The sequence below is a fragment of the Pseudorhodoferax sp. genome (assembly GCF_047601025.1).
Lineage (GTDB): Bacteria > Pseudomonadota > Gammaproteobacteria > Burkholderiales > Burkholderiaceae_C > Pseudorhodoferax.
In genome coordinates, this window is sequence record NZ_JASGJZ010000001.1 from 3,282,752 (window position 1) to 3,297,711 (window position 14,960).

A 14,960-nucleotide genomic window follows, 5' to 3' on the forward strand; every position below is an offset into this window, starting at 1 on the left:
ATGACATCCAAACACGACAACCTCATCGCCGGCCACTGGACCCCCGGCCAGGCCTACGCGCCCAACCTCAACCCCAGCGACCTGGCCGACGTGGTCGGCGAGTACGCGCAGGGCGATGCCGCCGACGTAGAGGCCGCCGTGGCGGCCGCCGCCGCCGCGTTCCCGGCCTGGAGCACCTCGGGCATCCAGGCCCGCTCCGATGCGCTCGACAGGATCGGCTCGGAGATCCTGGCGCGCAAGGAGGAGCTGGGCGAGCTGCTGGCCCGCGAGGAGGGCAAGGTGCGCGCCGAGGCCATCGGCGAGGCCGCCCGCGCCGGCCAGATCTTCAAGTTCTTCGCCGGCGAGTGCCTGCGCCTGGCCGGCGAGACGCTGCCCTCGGTGCGCCCGGGCATCGGCGTGGAGATCACGCGCGAGCCCATCGGCGTGGTCGGCCTGATCACGCCGTGGAACTTCCCGATCGCGATCCCGGCCTGGAAGATCGCCCCGGCCCTGGCCTTCGGCAACTGCGTGGTGCTCAAGCCCGCCGACCTGGTGCCCGGCTGCGCCTGGGCGCTGGCGGACATCATCCACCGCTCGGGCATCCCGGCCGGAGTGTTCAACCTGGTGATGGGCCGCGGCCGCGTGATCGGCGACGCGCTGGTGCACCACCCCGGCGTGGCGGCCATCAGCTTCACCGGCTCGGTGGGCGTGGGCCGGGGCATCGCGGCGGCCTGCGTGGCCGCCGGCAAGAAGGTGCAGCTGGAGATGGGCGGCAAGAACCCGCAGGTGGTGCTGGACGACGCCGACCTGGCGCAAGCCGTCGAACTGAGCGCGCAGAGCTGCTTCTATTCCACCGGCCAGCGCTGCACGGCATCGAGCCGCCTGATCGTCACCGACAAGATCTACCCCGCGTTCGTCGAGGCGCTCAAGCAGCGGATCGCAGCGATCAAGGTCGGCGCCGCGCTGGCCGCCGGCACCGACATGGGCCCGGTGGTCAGCCAGGCGCAGCTGGAGCAGGACCTGTCGTATGTCGAGATCGGCCGCTCCGAGGGCGCGCGGCTGGTCAGCGGCGGCGACCGCGTGGCCTGCCACACCGGCAGCGGGCACGAGGGCTATTTCATGGCGCCGGCGCTGTTCGCCGACACCACGCCGGCCATGCGCATCAACCGCGAGGAGATCTTCGGCCCGGTGGCCAGCGTGATCCGGGTGCAGGACTACGAGGAGGCGCTGGCCGTGGCCAACGACACCGAGTTCGGCCTGTCCGCGGGCATCGCCACCACCAGCCTGAAGTACGCCACGCACTTCAAGCGCCATGCGCAGGCCGGCATGGTGATGGTCAACCTGCCCACGGCCGGGGTGGACTACCACGTGCCCTTCGGCGGGCGCAAGGGCTCCAGCTACGGCCCGCGCGAGCAGGGCCGCTACGCCCAGGAGTTCTTCACCACCGTCAAGACGGCCTATACGCTGGCCTGAGTGAGCACGCTGCCGGCGCCGCGCAGCGCGCGGCGTGGGGTCAGTGGGGCGCGCGCAGGCCAGTCAGCGCCGTGGCGCCGGCCTCGACGCGGCGGGCGCCGTTGAAGCGCAGCCGCCAGTAGCTGCTGTCCAGGTTCTCCACGCGCACCCTGGCGCCGGTGCGGGGGGCGTGGACGAACTTGCCGTCGCCCACGTAGATGCCCACGTGGCTGAACGTGCGGCGCATGGTGTTGAAGAACACCAGGTCGCCGGGCTGCAGGTCGCTTTTGTCGATCTCGTCGGTGGCGGCGGCCTGTTCGTCGGCGCGGCGCGGCAGCACCAGGCCCACGGTCTGCGAGTAGACGGCGCGCACGAAGCCGCTGCAGTCGAAGCCGCTGTCGGCCGATTCGCCGCCGAAGCGGTAGGGCACGCCGAGGAAGCCCAGCGCCGTGACCACCAGCCCGGAAGTGCCCTCGCGCACGCTCTGGCCGACCTGCCCGATGTGGCCCAGGGTCTGCCGGATCAGGCCGCGCTCCACCAGCACGCGCTCCATGTCGTCGGGCATGGCGTCAACGGAGGCAGAGGCGGGAGGCGCGGCGTGGGCCGAGGCGGCGAAACAGCAGGCGAGGGTGAAGACGGCGGTCCAACGAGGCATGGGCGGGGAGGGTAGCGCCGGCGCTGTTGCGGCGTCAAGTGAAGGGCAGATTGTAAGTCATTGATCCAGAATCAACTCCTTGCGGTTTTTTGTAACAAATGGGATCGGCTCCCTGGCCGGAGGTGGCCTTGGGCCATGCATGGTTGTCGCCGCGGGGTGCGCGAATCCTCCAAATAATCCACGCACCGCGATCGCGTGGATCGCCCACCGGAGGAGTCCCGATGCCGCTGCCCCTGCTTCGTCTCGCCTGCCTCGCCGCCTGCTTGGCGCTGTCCGCTGCCTGGGCGCAGCCCGTGCCGGTGCGGGCCGAGGCCGTGGCCCGCGGCCTGCAGCATCCCTGGGGGCTGGCCTTCCTGCCCGAGGGCCGCTTCCTCGTCACCGAGCGGCCGGGCCGCATGCGCGTGGTCGAGGCCGACGGCCGCGTCGGCCCGCCGCTGGAGGGCCTGCCCGCCATCGCGGCCGGCGGGCAGGGCGGCCTGCTCGACGTGGCGCTGGACAGCGGCTTCGCCGGCAACCGCACCCTCTACTTCTGCTACGCCGAGCCCGCGGCGGACGGCCGCGGCAACAGCACGGCGCTGGCGCGTGCGCGGCTGTCGGAGGACCGCACGCGGCTGACCGACCTGCGCGTGCTCTTCAGCCAGCGGCCCAAGTACGCGAGCAGCCTGCACTTCGGCTGCCGCATCGTCGAACGCATGGTCGGCGGCCAGCCCGACGGCACGCTGTTCCTGACGCTGGGCGAGCGCTCCTCGCGCGCCGCCGACGCGCAGACGCTGGACAACCACCACGGCAAGATCGTGCGCGTCGGCAAGGACGGCACGGTCCCGCGCGACAACCCCTTCGCGGCCCGCGCCGGCGCGCTGCCCGAGATCTGGAGCTACGGCCACCGCAACCTGCAGGGCGCCACGCTGGCGCCGGACGGCCGGCTGTGGACGCACGAGCACGGCCCGCGCGGCGGCGACGAGATCAACCTGCCGCAGCCCGGGCGCAACTACGGCTGGCCGGTGATCACCTACGGCGTCAACTACAGCGGCACCAGGGTCGGCGACGGCATCACCGAGCAGCCCGGCATGGAGCAGCCGCTGCACTACTGGGTGCCGTCGATCGCGCCCTCGGGCATGGCCTTCCTGACCAGCGGCCGCTACGGCGCGGCCTGGCAGGGCAGCCTGTTCGTCGGTTCGCTGAAGTTCAGCCGGCTGCACCGGCTGGAGTTCGGGCCCGACGGCCGGCTGCTGCGCGAGCAGCCGCTGCTGGAAGACCTGGGCGAGCGCATCCGCGACGTGCGCCAGGGCCCCGACGGGCTGTTGTACCTGCTGACCGACGCCAGCGACGGCCGGCTGCTGCGGCTCGTGCCTGAGGTGTAATCGGCGCTTTGCTTCGATCGAAAGGTTTCTCATGCTGCTGCAAGCCGCCGCCTCGCAACTCGTGCTGGTGGACTACCAGGAAAAGCTGATGCCGGCCATCGCCGGCCATGCCGAGGTGGCCGCCAACGCGCTGCGGCTGGCGCAGGCGGCGCAGCTGCTGGAGGTGCCGGTCTGGGGCACGGAGCAGAACCCGTCCCGGCTCGGCCCCAACCTGCCTGCGCTGCGCGCGCTGTGCAAGCGCACCTTGGCCAAGATGCACTTCAGCGCCGTGCCCGAAGGGCTGGCCGAGTGGCTGCGCCCGCCCGCGGCGCGGCCGGCCGGCAATGCGCGCAGCCTGCCCAAGCACTTGCAGAAGCCCGCCGCGGCGCCCGAGCCGCCCAGCATCGTCATCGCCGGCTGCGAGGCGCACGTCTGCCTGCTGCAGACCGCGCTGGACCTGCTGGGCGAGGAGATGGAGGTCTGGGTCGTGACCGACGCCTGCGGCTCGCGCACCGAGCGCAACCGCGACGCCGCCTTCGACCGCCTGGCCGGCGCCGGCGCCGAGCTCGTGACCACCGAGATGGTGCTGTTCGAGTGGCTGGAGACGGCCGAGCACCCGCAGTTCAAGGCGGTGCAGGCGCTGATCAAATGAAGAAGGGGCCGCGCGGCCCCTTCGTGCTGCGGGGCGGGGCCGCCTGCTACTGCCTGACCGCCTCGATCTGCGCCACGATGCGCACGTTCTTCGGGAAGCCGTAGGCCAGCCCGTAGTCCACGCCGAAGGCCGAACGGTCGATCGTGGCCTCGAAATCGCCGCCGCAGACCTCGCGCTTGAGCATCGGGCTCTCGTAGCAGTTGAACTGCCGGGCCTTGAAGGTCACGGGCTGGCTCTTGCCCTTGATCGTCAGCACGCCGGCCACCTCGGTGACCTTGTCGCCGTTCCAGGCGAACCGGTCGCCGACGAAGGTGGCGGTCGGGAACTGCGCCGCGTCGAAGATCTCCGCGCTCTGCAGGTGCTTGTCGAACGGCGCGACGCCGGTGGTGAGCGACGCGATCTGGAACGTGATCTCCGCCTTGCCGGTGCGGGCCGCCTTGTCCAGCGTGATCCGGCCTTCCTTCTTCTCGAAGCGGCCGCGGTTCACGGCGGCGCCGAAGTGGTCGATCTCGAAGGTCGCGAAGGTGTGCGTGGGATCGATGGCGTAGGTGGCGCTCTGCGCGTGGGCGCTGCCGGCGGCCAGCAGGGCCGCGGCCAGGGCGGTCAGGGCGGAACGTTGCATCCAGGAATCTCCGGTTGGGTTGAAAAAGGGAAAGGCGTCGGAAGGTGCGAGCGGTTGGTTCGCACTGCGTCTCAGAGCTTGGGCACGCCGGCCAGCGTGAGCCTGAGCCGGACCTGCACGTCGTCGGCCACCATCGAGGTGTCGGCCCATTCGTTCTCGCCGACCTTGAAGGCCAGCCGCTTGATCGTGAACTGGCCGGTGGCCACGGTGCTCGCGCCGTTCTGCGCCAGCGCCATGGGCACCACCACGTCCTGCTGGACGCCCTTGATCGCCAGCTTGCCGGCGACCTCGAACTTGCCGCCGCCCAGTGCCTTGACCGCGCTGGACTGGAAGGTCGCCTGCGGGAACTTCGGCACGTCGAACCACACCGGCTTGGGCAGCTCGGCGTTGGCCTCGGGGCTCAGCGAGACGCTGCCCATGTCCACCGTGAAGGCCACCTTGCTCGCCGCCGGCCGGGCCGGATCGAACGCGACCTGCGCGTCGAACTTGCGGAACCGGCCCTCCACGGGCACGCCCATCTGCCGGCTGACGAACGCGATCTCGCTTTGCTCGGGCACGAGCTTCTGCTGGGCCGCGGCCGGCAGGGCCAGCACGGTGGTCGTGGCCAGCAGCGCCGCGCCGAAGGCCGTCGAAAACTTCTTCTGCATCAAGACTCCCTTGGAAAACATCAGCCCCGCCCCGGCAGCATGCGCAGCAGCAGGCCGTCGCGGTCCACCCACTGGTGCTTCAGCGCGGCGGCCACGTGCAGCGCCGCCAGCGCCGCCAGCGCGTAGGCGCTGGCGGCATGCCAGGGCTTCAGCGCCTCGGCCAGCGCGGGGTCCGCGGGCACGAAGTCCGGCAGCGGCAGCAGGCCGAGGAACACGATCGGAAAGCCCGCCGCCGAGCTGTAGGCCCAGCCGAGCAGCGGCACGGCGAGGAACAGCAGGTACAGCAGGTGGTGCGTGCCGTGGTGCGCGATGCGCTGCCAGCGCGGCATCGCCGCCAGGATGCGCGCCGGCAGCGCCGGCGGGCGGTGCGTGGCGCGCCACAGCAGCCGCAGCAGCGACAGCGCCAGGATCGCCACGCCGGCCCACTTGTGCCAGTTGTACAGCTTGAGCCGCTGCGGCGAGAACGGCAGGCCGGTCATGTACAGCCCGACCGCGAAGATGCCCACCAGCGCCAGCGCCAGCAGCCAGTGCAGGGTGATGGCGGTGGCGCCGTAGCGCGGGGCGGGGGAGGCAGGCATGTCGGATCGGGCAGCTGGGCGGCTGCGTGCTGGGATGGGCCCGATCCTAGGGGCGCCTGGCGGCGCGGAGTTTCAGTGGAATTGTCCTGGGGATTCAAACCGCATGAATCCCTACGCGGCCTGCGGATTCACTCGACCGCGACGCGGGCCTCCTTCACCAGCCGCGCGTAACGGGCCGTGTCGTCGCGGATGCGCGCGGCCATCTGCGCCGGGGTGTCGCCCACGGTCTCGGCGCCGATCTCCTCCATGCGCTTGCCGAAGTCGGGCGAGCGGATGATCCGGACCATCTCGGCGTTGAGCCGCGCGACGACCTCCGCCGGCGTGCCGGCCGGCGCCAGGATGCCGAACCAGGTGCCCTGGTCGAAGCCCGGCAGGCCCGCCTCGGCCAGCGTGGGCACGTCCGGCAGCGTGCTCGATCGCCTGGCGGTCGTCACCGCCAGCGCGCGCAGCTTGCCGGCCCTGATGTGCTGCACCAGCGGCGTCAGCGTGTCGAACGACAGGTCGATCTGCCCGCCCAGCAGGTCGGTCGTCAGCGGCGCGCTGCCCTTGTAGGGCACGTGCACCAGCGCCACGCCGGCCTGCGTGGCGAACTGCGTGCCGATCAGGTGCTGCACCGTGCCGTTGCCGTTGGAGCCGTAGGCCAGCTTGTCCGGCGCGGCCTTGGCCAGCGCGATCAGGCCCTGCACGTCGCGGGCCGGCGAGCTGGCATTGACCGTGACCACGTTGGGCACCAGGGCCACGGTGGTGACCGGCGCGAAGCTCTTCTCGAAGTCGTAGGGCAGCTTGCGGTAGACGCTGGTGGCGATCGCGTGGTGCACCGCGCCCATCAGCAGCGTGTAGCCGTCGGCCCTGGACTTGGCGACGAAGTCGGCGCCGATGGTCGCGCCGGCGCCGGGTCGGCTCTCGACGATCACGGGCTGGCCCAGCACCTGCGACAGCGGCGTGGTCAGCGCACGGGCCAGCGCGTCCGAGCTGCCGCCGGGCGGGAAGGGCACGATCAGCGTGATCGGCCTGGCGGGAAAGGCCTGCGCGGCGGCCAGCGTGGCGGCGGCGACGAGCGCGAGGGCGGTCAGGGTCTTCTTCATGCATGTCTCCGGGAAATGGCAGGCGCGCGTTCGCCCGGCAGCCGCCAGCGGCTGCTGCGTGCGGGCGTGGGCGCCCCGACGGTTTCAGGCAGCGGGGCGGCCGGCCCCGCGGGCGGTCTAGGCGATCAGGCGGCCTTGCGGCCGGCGCCGGCGGCCAGCAGGCCGCAGATGGCCCGGGTGACCTCGGCCGTGGTGGCCGTGCCGCCCAGGTCGCGGGTGTGCAGCCCGGGATCGGCGGTGACCTGCTCGATGGCGGCCATCACGCGGCGGGCGGCGGCGTGCTCGCCCAGGTGCTCCAGCAGCATCACGACGGACCAGAAGGTGCCGACCGGGTTGGCCAGGCCCTGGCCCATGATGTCGAAGGCCGAGCCGTGGATGGGCTCGAACATCGAGGGGTAGCGGCGCTCCGGGTCGATGTTGCCGGTCGGCGCGATGCCCAGGCTGCCGGCCAGCGCGGCCGCCAGGTCCGACAGGATGTCGGCATGCAGGTTGGTGGCGACGATGGTGTCCAGCGTGGCGGGCTTGTTGACCATGCGCGCGGTCATCGCGTCCACCAGCTCCTTGTCCCAGGCCACGTCCGGGAACTCGGCCGCCACCTCGCCGGCGATCTGGTCCCACATCACCATCGCGTGGCGCTGCGCATTGCTCTTGGTGACGACCGTCAGCTGCTTGCGCGGGCGGCTCTGCGCCAACTGGAAGGCGAAGCGCAGGATGCGCTGCACGCCCACGCGGGTCATGATCGACACGTCGGTCGCGGCCTCGATCGGGTGGCCCTGGTGCACGCGGCCGCCGACGCCGGAGTACTCGCCCTCGGAGTTCTCGCGCACGATCACCCAGTTCAGGTCCTCGGGCCCGCAGCGCTTGAGCGGCGCGTCGATGCCCGGCAGGATGCGCGTGGGCCGCACGTTGGCGTACTGGTCGAAGCCCTGGCAGATCTTCAGCCGCAGGCCCCACAGCGTGACGTGGTCCGGGATGTGCGGATCGCCCGCGGAGCCGAACAGGATCGCGTCCTTGTCCTTCAGCGCGCCCAGCCCGTCGGCGGGCATCATCTCGCCGTGGGCGCGGAACCAGTCGCCGCCCCAGCCGAAGTCCTCGAACTCGAAGCGAAAGCCGCTGCCGGCATCGGCCAGCGCCTGCAGCACCTCGCGGCCGGCGGGCACGACCTCCTTGCCGATGCCGTCGCCGGGAATGGTGGCGATCCTGTACGTCTTCATGGGTCTGTCTCCTGGATGGGGGGTGGCGGGATGGACGGACTGTAGGAGCGGGTGCCGGTGTCGGATCGGCGCTAGAGTGAAGCCATCCTTCACCTGGATTCAACAATCATGGGCACTGCGATCCAGCCCGCGGACCTGGGCTTCTTCTCCACGCTGGCCGGCTCGGCCAGCCTGTCGGCCGCCGCGCGCGAGCTGGGCGTCACGCTGCCGGCGGTCAGCAAGCGGCTGGCGCAGATGGAGGCGCGGCTGGGCGTGCTGCTGGTCAGCCGCTCCACGCGCCGCATGGGCTTGACGCCCGAGGGCGAGCTGTACCTGGCGCACGCGCGCCGCATCCTGGCCGAGATCGACGGCATGGGCGAGCTGCTGGGCCAGGCCAAGGCCACGCCGCAGGGCCTGCTGCGCGTCAACGCGACGCTGGGCTTCGGCCGCAGCCACGTGGCGCCGCTGATCTCCCGCTTCATCCGGCAGCACCCCGCGGTGCAGGTGCAACTGCAGCTGTCGGTCAGCCCGCCGGCGCTGACCGAAGACCTGTTCGACGTTTGCGTGCGCTTCGGCGCGCCGCCGGACAGCCGCGTCGTCGCGCGCAACATCGGCGCCAACCGGCGGCTGCTGTGCGCCGCCCCCGCCTACCTGGCGCGCCACGGCACGCCCAAGGTGCCGCACGACCTGACGCGGCACAACTGCATCGGCATCCGCCAGGGCGAGGAGGCCTACGGCGTCTGGCGCCTGGCCAGCGGCAAGGGCCGCAACGCCACCGTCGAGGCCGTCAAGACCCGCGGCAACCTGGCCACCAACGACGGCGAGATCGCCGTCAACTGGGCGCTCGACGGCCACGGCATCCTGATGCGCGCCGAATGGGACATCGCGCGCCACCTGCGCAACGGCCGCCTGGTGCGGGTGCTGCCCCAGTACGACACGCCCGACGCCGACATCTACGCCGTGTACCCGCAGCGCCACCAGCTGACGGCGCGGGTGCGCGCCTTCGTGGACTACCTGACCGCCTCGTTCGCGCGGCAGGGCGCCGCCGGCGCGGCACCGGCCCGCGGCAAGGAGGCCGCATGAACGCCGCCCACCGGCCCGGCACGGCGCTGCGCAGCCCGGCCTCCGAACGCAACCGGCAACCCATCCTGGAAGTGCTGCAGCGCGTGCTGCCGGCGCGCGGCGCGGCGCTGGAGATCGCCAGCGGCACCGGCCAGCACGTGGCCTTCTTCGCCGCCGCGCTGCCCGGCTGGCACTGGCAGTCGAGCGACGTGACCGACGCCGCCTTCGGCTCGATCGCCGCCTGGTGCGCGCAGTTGGCGGTGGCGAACGTGGCGCCGCCGGTGCTGCTGGACGCCAGCGCGCCGCGCTGGCCCGTCACCGGCCCGGAACTGGCGCCCGCCAGCCTGGACGCGATCTACTGCGCCAACCTGCTGCACATCGCGCCCTGGGCCGTCTGCGGCGGCCTGATGCGCGGCGCGGCGCGCCACCTCGCGCCGCGCGGCGTGCTCATCACCTACGGCCCGTACCTGGAGCAGGGCGTGCCGACGGCGCAGGGCAACCTGGATTTCGACGCCGACCTGCGCCGCCGCGACCCGGCCTGGGGCGTGCGGGCGCGGGAGGACGTGGAGGCCGAGGCCGAAGCGGCCGGGCTGCGGCTGGTGGAGCGGGTGGCGATGCCGGCGAACAATTTGATGCTGGTGTTCGCGCGGGGTTTGGTGAACCGCCCTGGCGAACCCGGGGCGGTTCAGATTGGTGGTAAAGCGCTGCGTGTTGGTGCGGGCTCGCGCCCTCTGCACGAGCGCCTATTTAAATTAGAGGCCATTGCGCCGAGGCGCATATCACGAATCAAGGGTTATGAGAGGTTCCCTGTAGTGGCGGCCGAAAAGTCAGTTCTATAAAGATCAAGGGCTTACTCAATTTGGTGTCGAACTCTGGAGGACTCCGGTCATCCAGCAGGCGGTATCCAACGCGTGGTTAAAGGAGCAAGGCTTGCTCAGCGTGAAAGACCTGTGGTGCAAGGCCCAGGGCTATACGGCAAAGAGAAAGAGAGAAACTTCGTCGAGCGTGCCGACTTGTTGAACCGCCCACTGCGGACCCGCATGGTGGGTGGTGTGGGGGCGACGGATAGAAGCCGTTGTTTATCCGATTGGGCCGCACGCGCGGAGCAAATGAAGCTATTGCTCGACAGGAATCCGTAAAATAATCCGCGGCGTCAATCAAGTCCATGGTCAACTCGATTACTAATTACACCTGTTTCGCATCCATCATTGAATGATTGGCTGTCGGTTGAGCATCTGTTATAGCTGATGATTTCGTTGGCTATAGCCCACTCGTAACCGGCCACATGGCCTTCACATTTATCTATACATTTGCTGCCATAGAAATAATATTCTCCTGTGGGCAGTTTCACTGGATAATAATTCCCAGATGATCTTCTCCACGCCTCGAAATTGCTGCAATACTCGCCGCGATCACAGGCTAGGCGTTCTAACCGTTCTTTTTCCTGATTTCTTTCATATTCTTGTCGGGCGTCAACTGATCGCTGGTGGCCTATCCAAAGAATCCATATGAATCCGGCAATTAGTGCGAATATGATTGCCTTGGTTGTCCGGTCGTCTGTCATGCCTGAATCCAATCGAAGATTATTCTCTATGAGGTGGAGAATCCATAATCTAATAATTAGACGCTTCCTGATTCGGCTGCAATAACTTTGGCGGCTATGAATACAGATAGGAGGTCGATCTTTGAAAGGCGAGGTGATTCGTGAATGTATCGCCAATGCTCGAAGGATTGACGCGTGGACTCTAGAATACTCCTGATATTAGTTGGACCAATTGGATTTTGCGTGATGGCTGTAACCTCAAACCTGTCTTGAAGCATCTCTTGCGTGTCTGCGGGGACCAGGTCGTATAGTTGAATGTGGTCGTGAGTTTTGGGAGGCTTTTTTCCATGCTTCTCAAGGAGAGACTTCAATGCCACCTCAATGCTCAACGAGCTAAGGATTACTATTCCGCAAGTTCTTCCGAGTGAGTCATGGCTAATCAGTCCAATTTGCTCCGATGGCAAGGTGCCGGCAGGGGGGCTCTAAGCAGGCTGTTCGCCGCTCTTTCAAGCGAGATCGCAATATCTAGGGCTGAATAACGTGTCATCTTCATGTGCGGCTCAACGCCCAAGCTCAGTGGCGTTTGAGGCGACGACGGTTTTTTCGGTAGCAAAAATCGGCGGCGGGTCAAACGTCCACTGCAGCGCCTTGTTGGGCATCAACTTCTCCAAGGCAAAAGGGTTCAGTGGATACGCGAGTACGTTTGGCCATCAAGAAGCCTCTGGACCTGGGGCGCATTGAGGGCGCCGATTTTCTCTGCAATTTTTTCCACAGGCATCCCCATCCGATTGAGATCACGAGCCGTCCGAACCTGGTCTACGGACAGACGGCCATCAGCTCCGCAAATGACTTTCGCAGCATAGCTGTCGTCTTTCCATAACTCTGCTAGAAGGAGATTGGGCACCCCCTTCCGAGGATTAGCGCGCTCGGCTGCCTCAATGGCAGTTCTGCGCTCTTTCAACGTGGGCCGTTCCTTGTGAAGGAAACCAAGCTTGTGCAGTTCACGAATTCCTTTGAAACCACCGGGGATCATATTGAGTGCCCGACCGGCCTCCGTCTCGGCATCCACTCTGGCTTCCTCCCACGCCATGATGTCGTCGTAAGATTGGTTGGCGACGATCAGCTCAGACATGAAATCGACACGATCATCCTTAGCGAAATGCCTCCAAGCGTTATAGAATGTTTTGTTTTCGCCGGATTCAATGCCGCGCAAATGCTCCCTCATCCTCACCAACCAACTACGTGAGGTAATCCCAACATAGTCGTATCGTGGCTCCTCCGGGACTCCCTCGAAAGTACCGCTTTGGGCTTGCCATTCACGCAAATAGGAATCTGGGTGCTGAACGACGAAGCTGTGGTAGTACCCCATGTGACCATTTGGTTTCAGTGGAAATCCCTTCATGAGGTACTGAATAGGAACTGAGATCCTCCATACGTGGCCTTTGAATATGGCTTTGTAGAGATGCAAGACGGCCCGATGCTGTTCTGGAGGTCTGTAGCATGTTTTGCACTTGCATTCACCGAGGTTATAGACATGAACTGTTGATTCCAGAGAGGTCTGCGTGCTCCATCCTTCGTGAAATCGAGGCATGTCTTGCTCGGACCCGCACCGAATTGTTACGTCGAAAGGAGCGGGATAAAACGAGCGCTCTCTCATCAATTCAGGATTTGCGATCAACTTGCGATTGTACTTTTCCATTTCATCAACAACGCCAAGCACCACGCTTTCGTATTCGTCCGATAGATACTTTGGCTTTACGCCCCCGCCACCCATGCGAATAACGGCTTCGTTATTCAGCGCCACAAGGTCAACATCAATTAGCTTGGCTAGAAGATCCGCAGGGAAGACATCACCGAGAAGGCGTTTCACCTTTACCGGATCGATGTAGCGAAGCGTCTTGCTGCCTTTTTGGCGACGTGGAAGCTGACTCTGCTGTCTTCCGCCAGTTCTCATATCAGATGCCTACTGAACGCAAAATTCTGCCACCGGGCTTCAATTGATGCCCAACGTCTAAGTTCAGCGGCACTTGACGCGGCCGCGCGACCGCGGCGGCGGGCGCGTGGACGGGTCAAGTGTCCGTTGCAACGTAAAGTTAGGCCTCATACGGTCCGTCGCGCGATGAGTACCGGTTGAAATAGCACGTCGTCAAGGCGATATGCATCGACGAAACCGGCTTGCTCCAGGAGCACAAGCAGCCTGTCGATTGGTACGGCGTAGTAGCGGCTCCGAAGAACCTGGGTTGTGCAAGCACCATCAGGTGCCTCGGATGTCAAGTAGATACGCAGGTCATACTGATCGCCATCCCATTCCCAGACCTGAACGGCCAGGAACCGATGACCAGCTTCGTACCGCATACCATACGGTCGGACATCCGGGTTAACGCGAGGCATTGTTGCATAGTCACGTACGGAGAAAATAGCGACGCCCCCCGGTCGCAAACAACGGTAGCAACTCGCGAAAGCGTTCTGAATCTCTTCGTCCGAAAGCAGGTGCGGGACACTGTTGTCGCAGGCCAGCACTGCAGACATTGAGCAAGACTGAGTTTGACTCAAGGTTCGAAGATCATCTACGCGTGCAATGGCTGGAATGCCGCGAGTCGCCAGTTCGCTGCGCAACCGCTCGACCGCGCCTTGTGAGATGTCCGAAGCCGTGACGGCATACCCGGACACGGCGAGGCCAATCGTCTGAGTCCCTATGCCACATGCTGCGTCGAGTACGGGTTCGCCCGCTGAAACCCCGCATTCGCCAAGCAACCGCCTAAGTGCCTTGCCCTGTCTGTTAATCGCGCCGTCCCAGTCCCCATACAGAAGGTGATAGAACGGCGCAAGCTTGTCGTAAAACTCCGCGGCTGTCGAAGGGAGGTGGCTCATGATGCCTAACACCTGACTTAAGCCGCGCCGCGAAGCGGCGTCGGCTTGAATGAATTGTTAGCCAATGCGCGATTGCTCTCATTCAAAACCGATATGTCCTTTGCGAATTAAGTCAAGAAAGTAATCAAGGTGTTCTTGATCTGTGTCTCCATGAGACATCGGTGAAGCATTGAAAATCAGGGCGCAGGCAAGGAAAAGGTTGTGGTGGAGTCCGCCGAAGCCGTTACCACTGAGCGACAAGAGGCAGACTTGTCGTTTTAGCTCCCTAATGATCCGATTGTAGTAGTCATTGTTTGATTTCTTGAACGAATGAACGCGTGCTACTTGCTCTAGAGTGCAGCCGCCACGAATTCCTAAGATTTCTTTGAGTTGTATGTATGCGTAAATTGCCTCGAACGAACCTGCGTCTGACTGCCAGTCATCATCAAACTGCCAGTCATCATCAAATAGTTCCGACGATACCATTCCCGCATGAATTGGAAATAGGTGGCGCTCTACTATGCTTTTGATGCGATCAAGTTTCGCCGTGATGGTGGAAACTGATATGTCATTGTTGAATTTCTGCCAAGCATTGTGGCAATCTAGGCAGCGCATCGTTGGGCTATCCGTCTCGACGATGCACCCGGCAAGTTCCACTAGACCACGAGATGCTGCGTGTTCTAGCTCGACAGTTGGCCTTCCGTAGATGATCGGGACGGTCGATAAGCTGTGACACTGTGGGCATTCAATCATTAACTTTTCCTTGCGCAGTGCGTCAAGTTGCATTGGCTAACGCCTGAATTAAGCTGCCTTGCGAAGCAAGGTCGGCTTGAATGAATTGTTATGCCTCACTTGCAGGACGGTGGAGAATTAAAATTCTTTCTGCGTCATGACTTGGGAAATCCGGATCAACGTAAATGTACATTCTCGTTATAAGGTTGCCAGAGAACTCGAACACGCTACAAAAGCGCCCTTGAGACACTTGATTGTCTGGCCACACAGTTCCATCTTTCATCCTGCCGCCTTCTTGCCCCTCAACAACAATAGTTGAGCCGGACACAATGAAATTGAAATTTGGGATGTCGTGCCAGATTCCTCCGAGTGAGGCGCCAATCCTCTCGCCGAATGCGACAAGAGAATTCTTGCCTTGGGTTGTACCGAACTTTGGGAAGAAGAACTTCACGTTGTCATCAAACAGGTCGAGGTAGCTTGCGTCACCGGCATCGACCCTCTTGAAGTACGAGATGACTGCCTGAACTTTGGCGTCGTTGGTATTGGGGACGGACATTCGATTCTCTCTTG

General features: G+C 65.2%; 17 protein-coding genes. 5 read left to right on the forward strand and 12 right to left on the reverse strand.

Translation table 11 applies throughout. The features are described from left to right. The gene (locus QM782_RS15410; protein WP_415203783.1) at nucleotides 1-1,452 is read left to right on the forward strand and encodes an aldehyde dehydrogenase family protein; all 1,452 of its coding nucleotides are present in this window, start codon (nucleotides 1-3) and stop codon (nucleotides 1,450-1,452) included. A 40-nt stretch (nucleotides 1,453-1,492) separates the two neighbouring features. On the opposite strand, the gene QM782_RS15415 is transcribed toward QM782_RS15410, so the two are convergent. Further along, nucleotides 1,493-2,086 (reverse strand): C40 family peptidase, encoded by a 594-nt coding sequence (locus QM782_RS15415; protein ID WP_415203784.1) that lies wholly within the window; start codon nucleotides 2,084-2,086, stop codon nucleotides 1,493-1,495. A gap of 221 nt (nucleotides 2,087-2,307) precedes the next feature. On the opposite strand from QM782_RS15415, the gene QM782_RS15420 reads away from it, so the two are divergent. Both QM782_RS15420 and QM782_RS15425 read left to right on the forward strand, forming a co-directional pair. Beyond that, nucleotides 2,308-3,447, forward strand: a complete 1,140-nt coding sequence (locus tag QM782_RS15420; protein ID WP_415203785.1) for a PQQ-dependent sugar dehydrogenase — start codon at nucleotides 2,308-2,310, stop codon at nucleotides 3,445-3,447. 31 nt (nucleotides 3,448-3,478) lie between these two features. Next, a complete protein-coding gene (locus QM782_RS15425; protein ID WP_415203786.1) occupies nucleotides 3,479-4,078 on the forward strand; it encodes an isochorismatase family protein in 600 nt (199 codons plus the stop codon). 46 nt (nucleotides 4,079-4,124) lie between these two features. Here QM782_RS15425 and QM782_RS15430 read toward each other — a convergent pair whose 3' ends face one another. The 5 genes from QM782_RS15430 to QM782_RS15450 all read right to left on the reverse strand — a co-directional run bounded on the left by QM782_RS15430 (nucleotide 4,125) and on the right by QM782_RS15450 (nucleotide 8,224). Continuing rightward, entirely contained in the window at nucleotides 4,125-4,700 is a 576-nt protein-coding gene (locus QM782_RS15430) for a YceI family protein (protein ID WP_415203787.1), read from the reverse strand. 71 nt (nucleotides 4,701-4,771) lie between these two features. After that, on the reverse strand, nucleotides 4,772-5,347 hold the full coding sequence (locus QM782_RS15435) for a YceI family protein (RefSeq protein ID WP_415203788.1): 576 nt from the start codon (nucleotides 5,345-5,347) through the stop codon (nucleotides 4,772-4,774). 20 nt (nucleotides 5,348-5,367) lie between these two features. Next, nucleotides 5,368-5,925, reverse strand: a complete 558-nt coding sequence (locus tag QM782_RS15440) for a cytochrome b (protein ID WP_415203789.1) — start codon at nucleotides 5,923-5,925, stop codon at nucleotides 5,368-5,370. A gap of 128 nt (nucleotides 5,926-6,053) precedes the next feature. Beyond that, nucleotides 6,054-7,010 carry a tripartite tricarboxylate transporter substrate binding protein gene (locus QM782_RS15445; protein WP_415203790.1) on the reverse strand — a complete coding sequence of 319 codons (957 nt, stop codon included), beginning with the start codon at nucleotides 7,008-7,010 and terminating at the stop codon, nucleotides 6,054-6,056. Nucleotides 7,011-7,135: 125 nt separating this feature from the next. Next, nucleotides 7,136-8,224: a tartrate dehydrogenase gene (locus QM782_RS15450; RefSeq protein ID WP_415203791.1), complete on the reverse strand. Its 1,089-nt coding sequence runs from the start codon at nucleotides 8,222-8,224 to the stop codon at nucleotides 7,136-7,138. Between the two features lie 108 nt (nucleotides 8,225-8,332). Here QM782_RS15450 and QM782_RS15455 point away from each other — a divergent pair, with 108 nt between their 5' ends. Together QM782_RS15455 and QM782_RS15460 are read left to right on the forward strand one after the other, a co-directional pair. Then, nucleotides 8,333-9,286 carry a LysR substrate-binding domain-containing protein gene (locus tag QM782_RS15455; RefSeq protein ID WP_415203792.1) on the forward strand — a complete coding sequence of 318 codons (954 nt, stop codon included), beginning with the start codon at nucleotides 8,333-8,335 and terminating at the stop codon, nucleotides 9,284-9,286. Continuing rightward, complete coding sequence (locus QM782_RS15460) at nucleotides 9,283-10,104, forward strand: DUF938 domain-containing protein (protein WP_415203793.1); 822 nt, start codon at nucleotides 9,283-9,285, stop codon at nucleotides 10,102-10,104. Before QM782_RS15455 ends, QM782_RS15460 begins: the two co-directional genes overlap by 4 nt. A gap of 314 nt (nucleotides 10,105-10,418) precedes the next feature. On the opposite strand, the gene QM782_RS15465 is transcribed toward QM782_RS15460, so the two are convergent. The 6 genes from QM782_RS15465 to QM782_RS15490 form a co-directional block, all read right to left on the reverse strand. Further along, on the reverse strand, nucleotides 10,419-10,829 hold the full coding sequence (locus tag QM782_RS15465; protein WP_415203794.1) for a hypothetical protein: 411 nt from the start codon (nucleotides 10,827-10,829) through the stop codon (nucleotides 10,419-10,421). Between the two features lie 56 nt (nucleotides 10,830-10,885). Continuing rightward, complete coding sequence (locus QM782_RS15470; protein ID WP_415203795.1) at nucleotides 10,886-11,272, reverse strand: HEPN domain-containing protein; 387 nt, start codon at nucleotides 11,270-11,272, stop codon at nucleotides 10,886-10,888. 218 nt (nucleotides 11,273-11,490) lie between these two features. Continuing rightward, a complete protein-coding gene (locus QM782_RS15475; RefSeq protein ID WP_415203796.1) occupies nucleotides 11,491-12,762 on the reverse strand; it encodes a hypothetical protein in 1,272 nt (423 codons plus the stop codon). 146 nt (nucleotides 12,763-12,908) lie between these two features. Next, entirely contained in the window at nucleotides 12,909-13,679 is a 771-nt protein-coding gene (locus QM782_RS15480) for a methyltransferase domain-containing protein (protein WP_415203797.1), read from the reverse strand. Between the two features lie 78 nt (nucleotides 13,680-13,757). After that, nucleotides 13,758-14,444: a hypothetical protein gene (locus QM782_RS15485; protein WP_415203798.1), complete on the reverse strand. Its 687-nt coding sequence runs from the start codon at nucleotides 14,442-14,444 to the stop codon at nucleotides 13,758-13,760. Nucleotides 14,445-14,499: 55 nt separating this feature from the next. Further along, complete coding sequence (locus QM782_RS15490; protein WP_415203799.1) at nucleotides 14,500-14,946, reverse strand: nuclear transport factor 2 family protein; 447 nt, start codon at nucleotides 14,944-14,946, stop codon at nucleotides 14,500-14,502. Nucleotides 14,947-14,960 lie beyond the last annotated feature (14 nt).

Excerpts from the sequence above, each read along its gene's own strand:
- QM782_RS15415 (WP_415203784.1), bottom strand. The coding sequence starts at position 2,086 with ATGCCTCGTTGGACCGCCGTCTTCACCCTCGCCTGCTGTTTCGCCGCC.
- QM782_RS15410 (WP_415203783.1), top strand. The coding sequence starts at position 1 with ATGACATCCAAACACGACAACCTCATCGCCGGCCACTGGACCCCCGGC.
- QM782_RS15430 (WP_415203787.1), bottom strand. The coding sequence starts at position 4,700 with ATGCAACGTTCCGCCCTGACCGCCCTGGCCGCGGCCCTGCTGGCCGCC.
- QM782_RS15440 (WP_415203789.1), bottom strand. The coding sequence starts at position 5,925 with ATGCCTGCCTCCCCCGCCCCGCGCTACGGCGCCACCGCCATCACCCTG.
- QM782_RS15435 (WP_415203788.1), bottom strand. The coding sequence starts at position 5,347 with ATGCAGAAGAAGTTTTCGACGGCCTTCGGCGCGGCGCTGCTGGCCACG.
- QM782_RS15485 (WP_415203798.1), bottom strand. The coding sequence starts at position 14,444 with ATGCAACTTGACGCACTGCGCAAGGAAAAGTTAATGATTGAATGCCCA.
- QM782_RS15480 (WP_415203797.1), bottom strand. The coding sequence starts at position 13,679 with ATGAGCCACCTCCCTTCGACAGCCGCGGAGTTTTACGACAAGCTTGCG.
- QM782_RS15460 (WP_415203793.1), top strand. The coding sequence starts at position 9,283 with ATGAACGCCGCCCACCGGCCCGGCACGGCGCTGCGCAGCCCGGCCTCC.
- QM782_RS15425 (WP_415203786.1), top strand. The coding sequence starts at position 3,479 with ATGCTGCTGCAAGCCGCCGCCTCGCAACTCGTGCTGGTGGACTACCAG.
- QM782_RS15420 (WP_415203785.1), top strand. The coding sequence starts at position 2,308 with ATGCCGCTGCCCCTGCTTCGTCTCGCCTGCCTCGCCGCCTGCTTGGCG.
- QM782_RS15490 (WP_415203799.1), bottom strand. The coding sequence starts at position 14,946 with ATGTCCGTCCCCAATACCAACGACGCCAAAGTTCAGGCAGTCATCTCG.
- QM782_RS15475 (WP_415203796.1), bottom strand. The coding sequence starts at position 12,762 with ATGAGAACTGGCGGAAGACAGCAGAGTCAGCTTCCACGTCGCCAAAAA.
- QM782_RS15455 (WP_415203792.1), top strand. The coding sequence starts at position 8,333 with ATGGGCACTGCGATCCAGCCCGCGGACCTGGGCTTCTTCTCCACGCTG.
- QM782_RS15445 (WP_415203790.1), bottom strand. The coding sequence starts at position 7,010 with ATGAAGAAGACCCTGACCGCCCTCGCGCTCGTCGCCGCCGCCACGCTG.
- QM782_RS15465 (WP_415203794.1), bottom strand. The coding sequence starts at position 10,829 with ATGACAGACGACCGGACAACCAAGGCAATCATATTCGCACTAATTGCC.
- QM782_RS15450 (WP_415203791.1), bottom strand. The coding sequence starts at position 8,224 with ATGAAGACGTACAGGATCGCCACCATTCCCGGCGACGGCATCGGCAAG.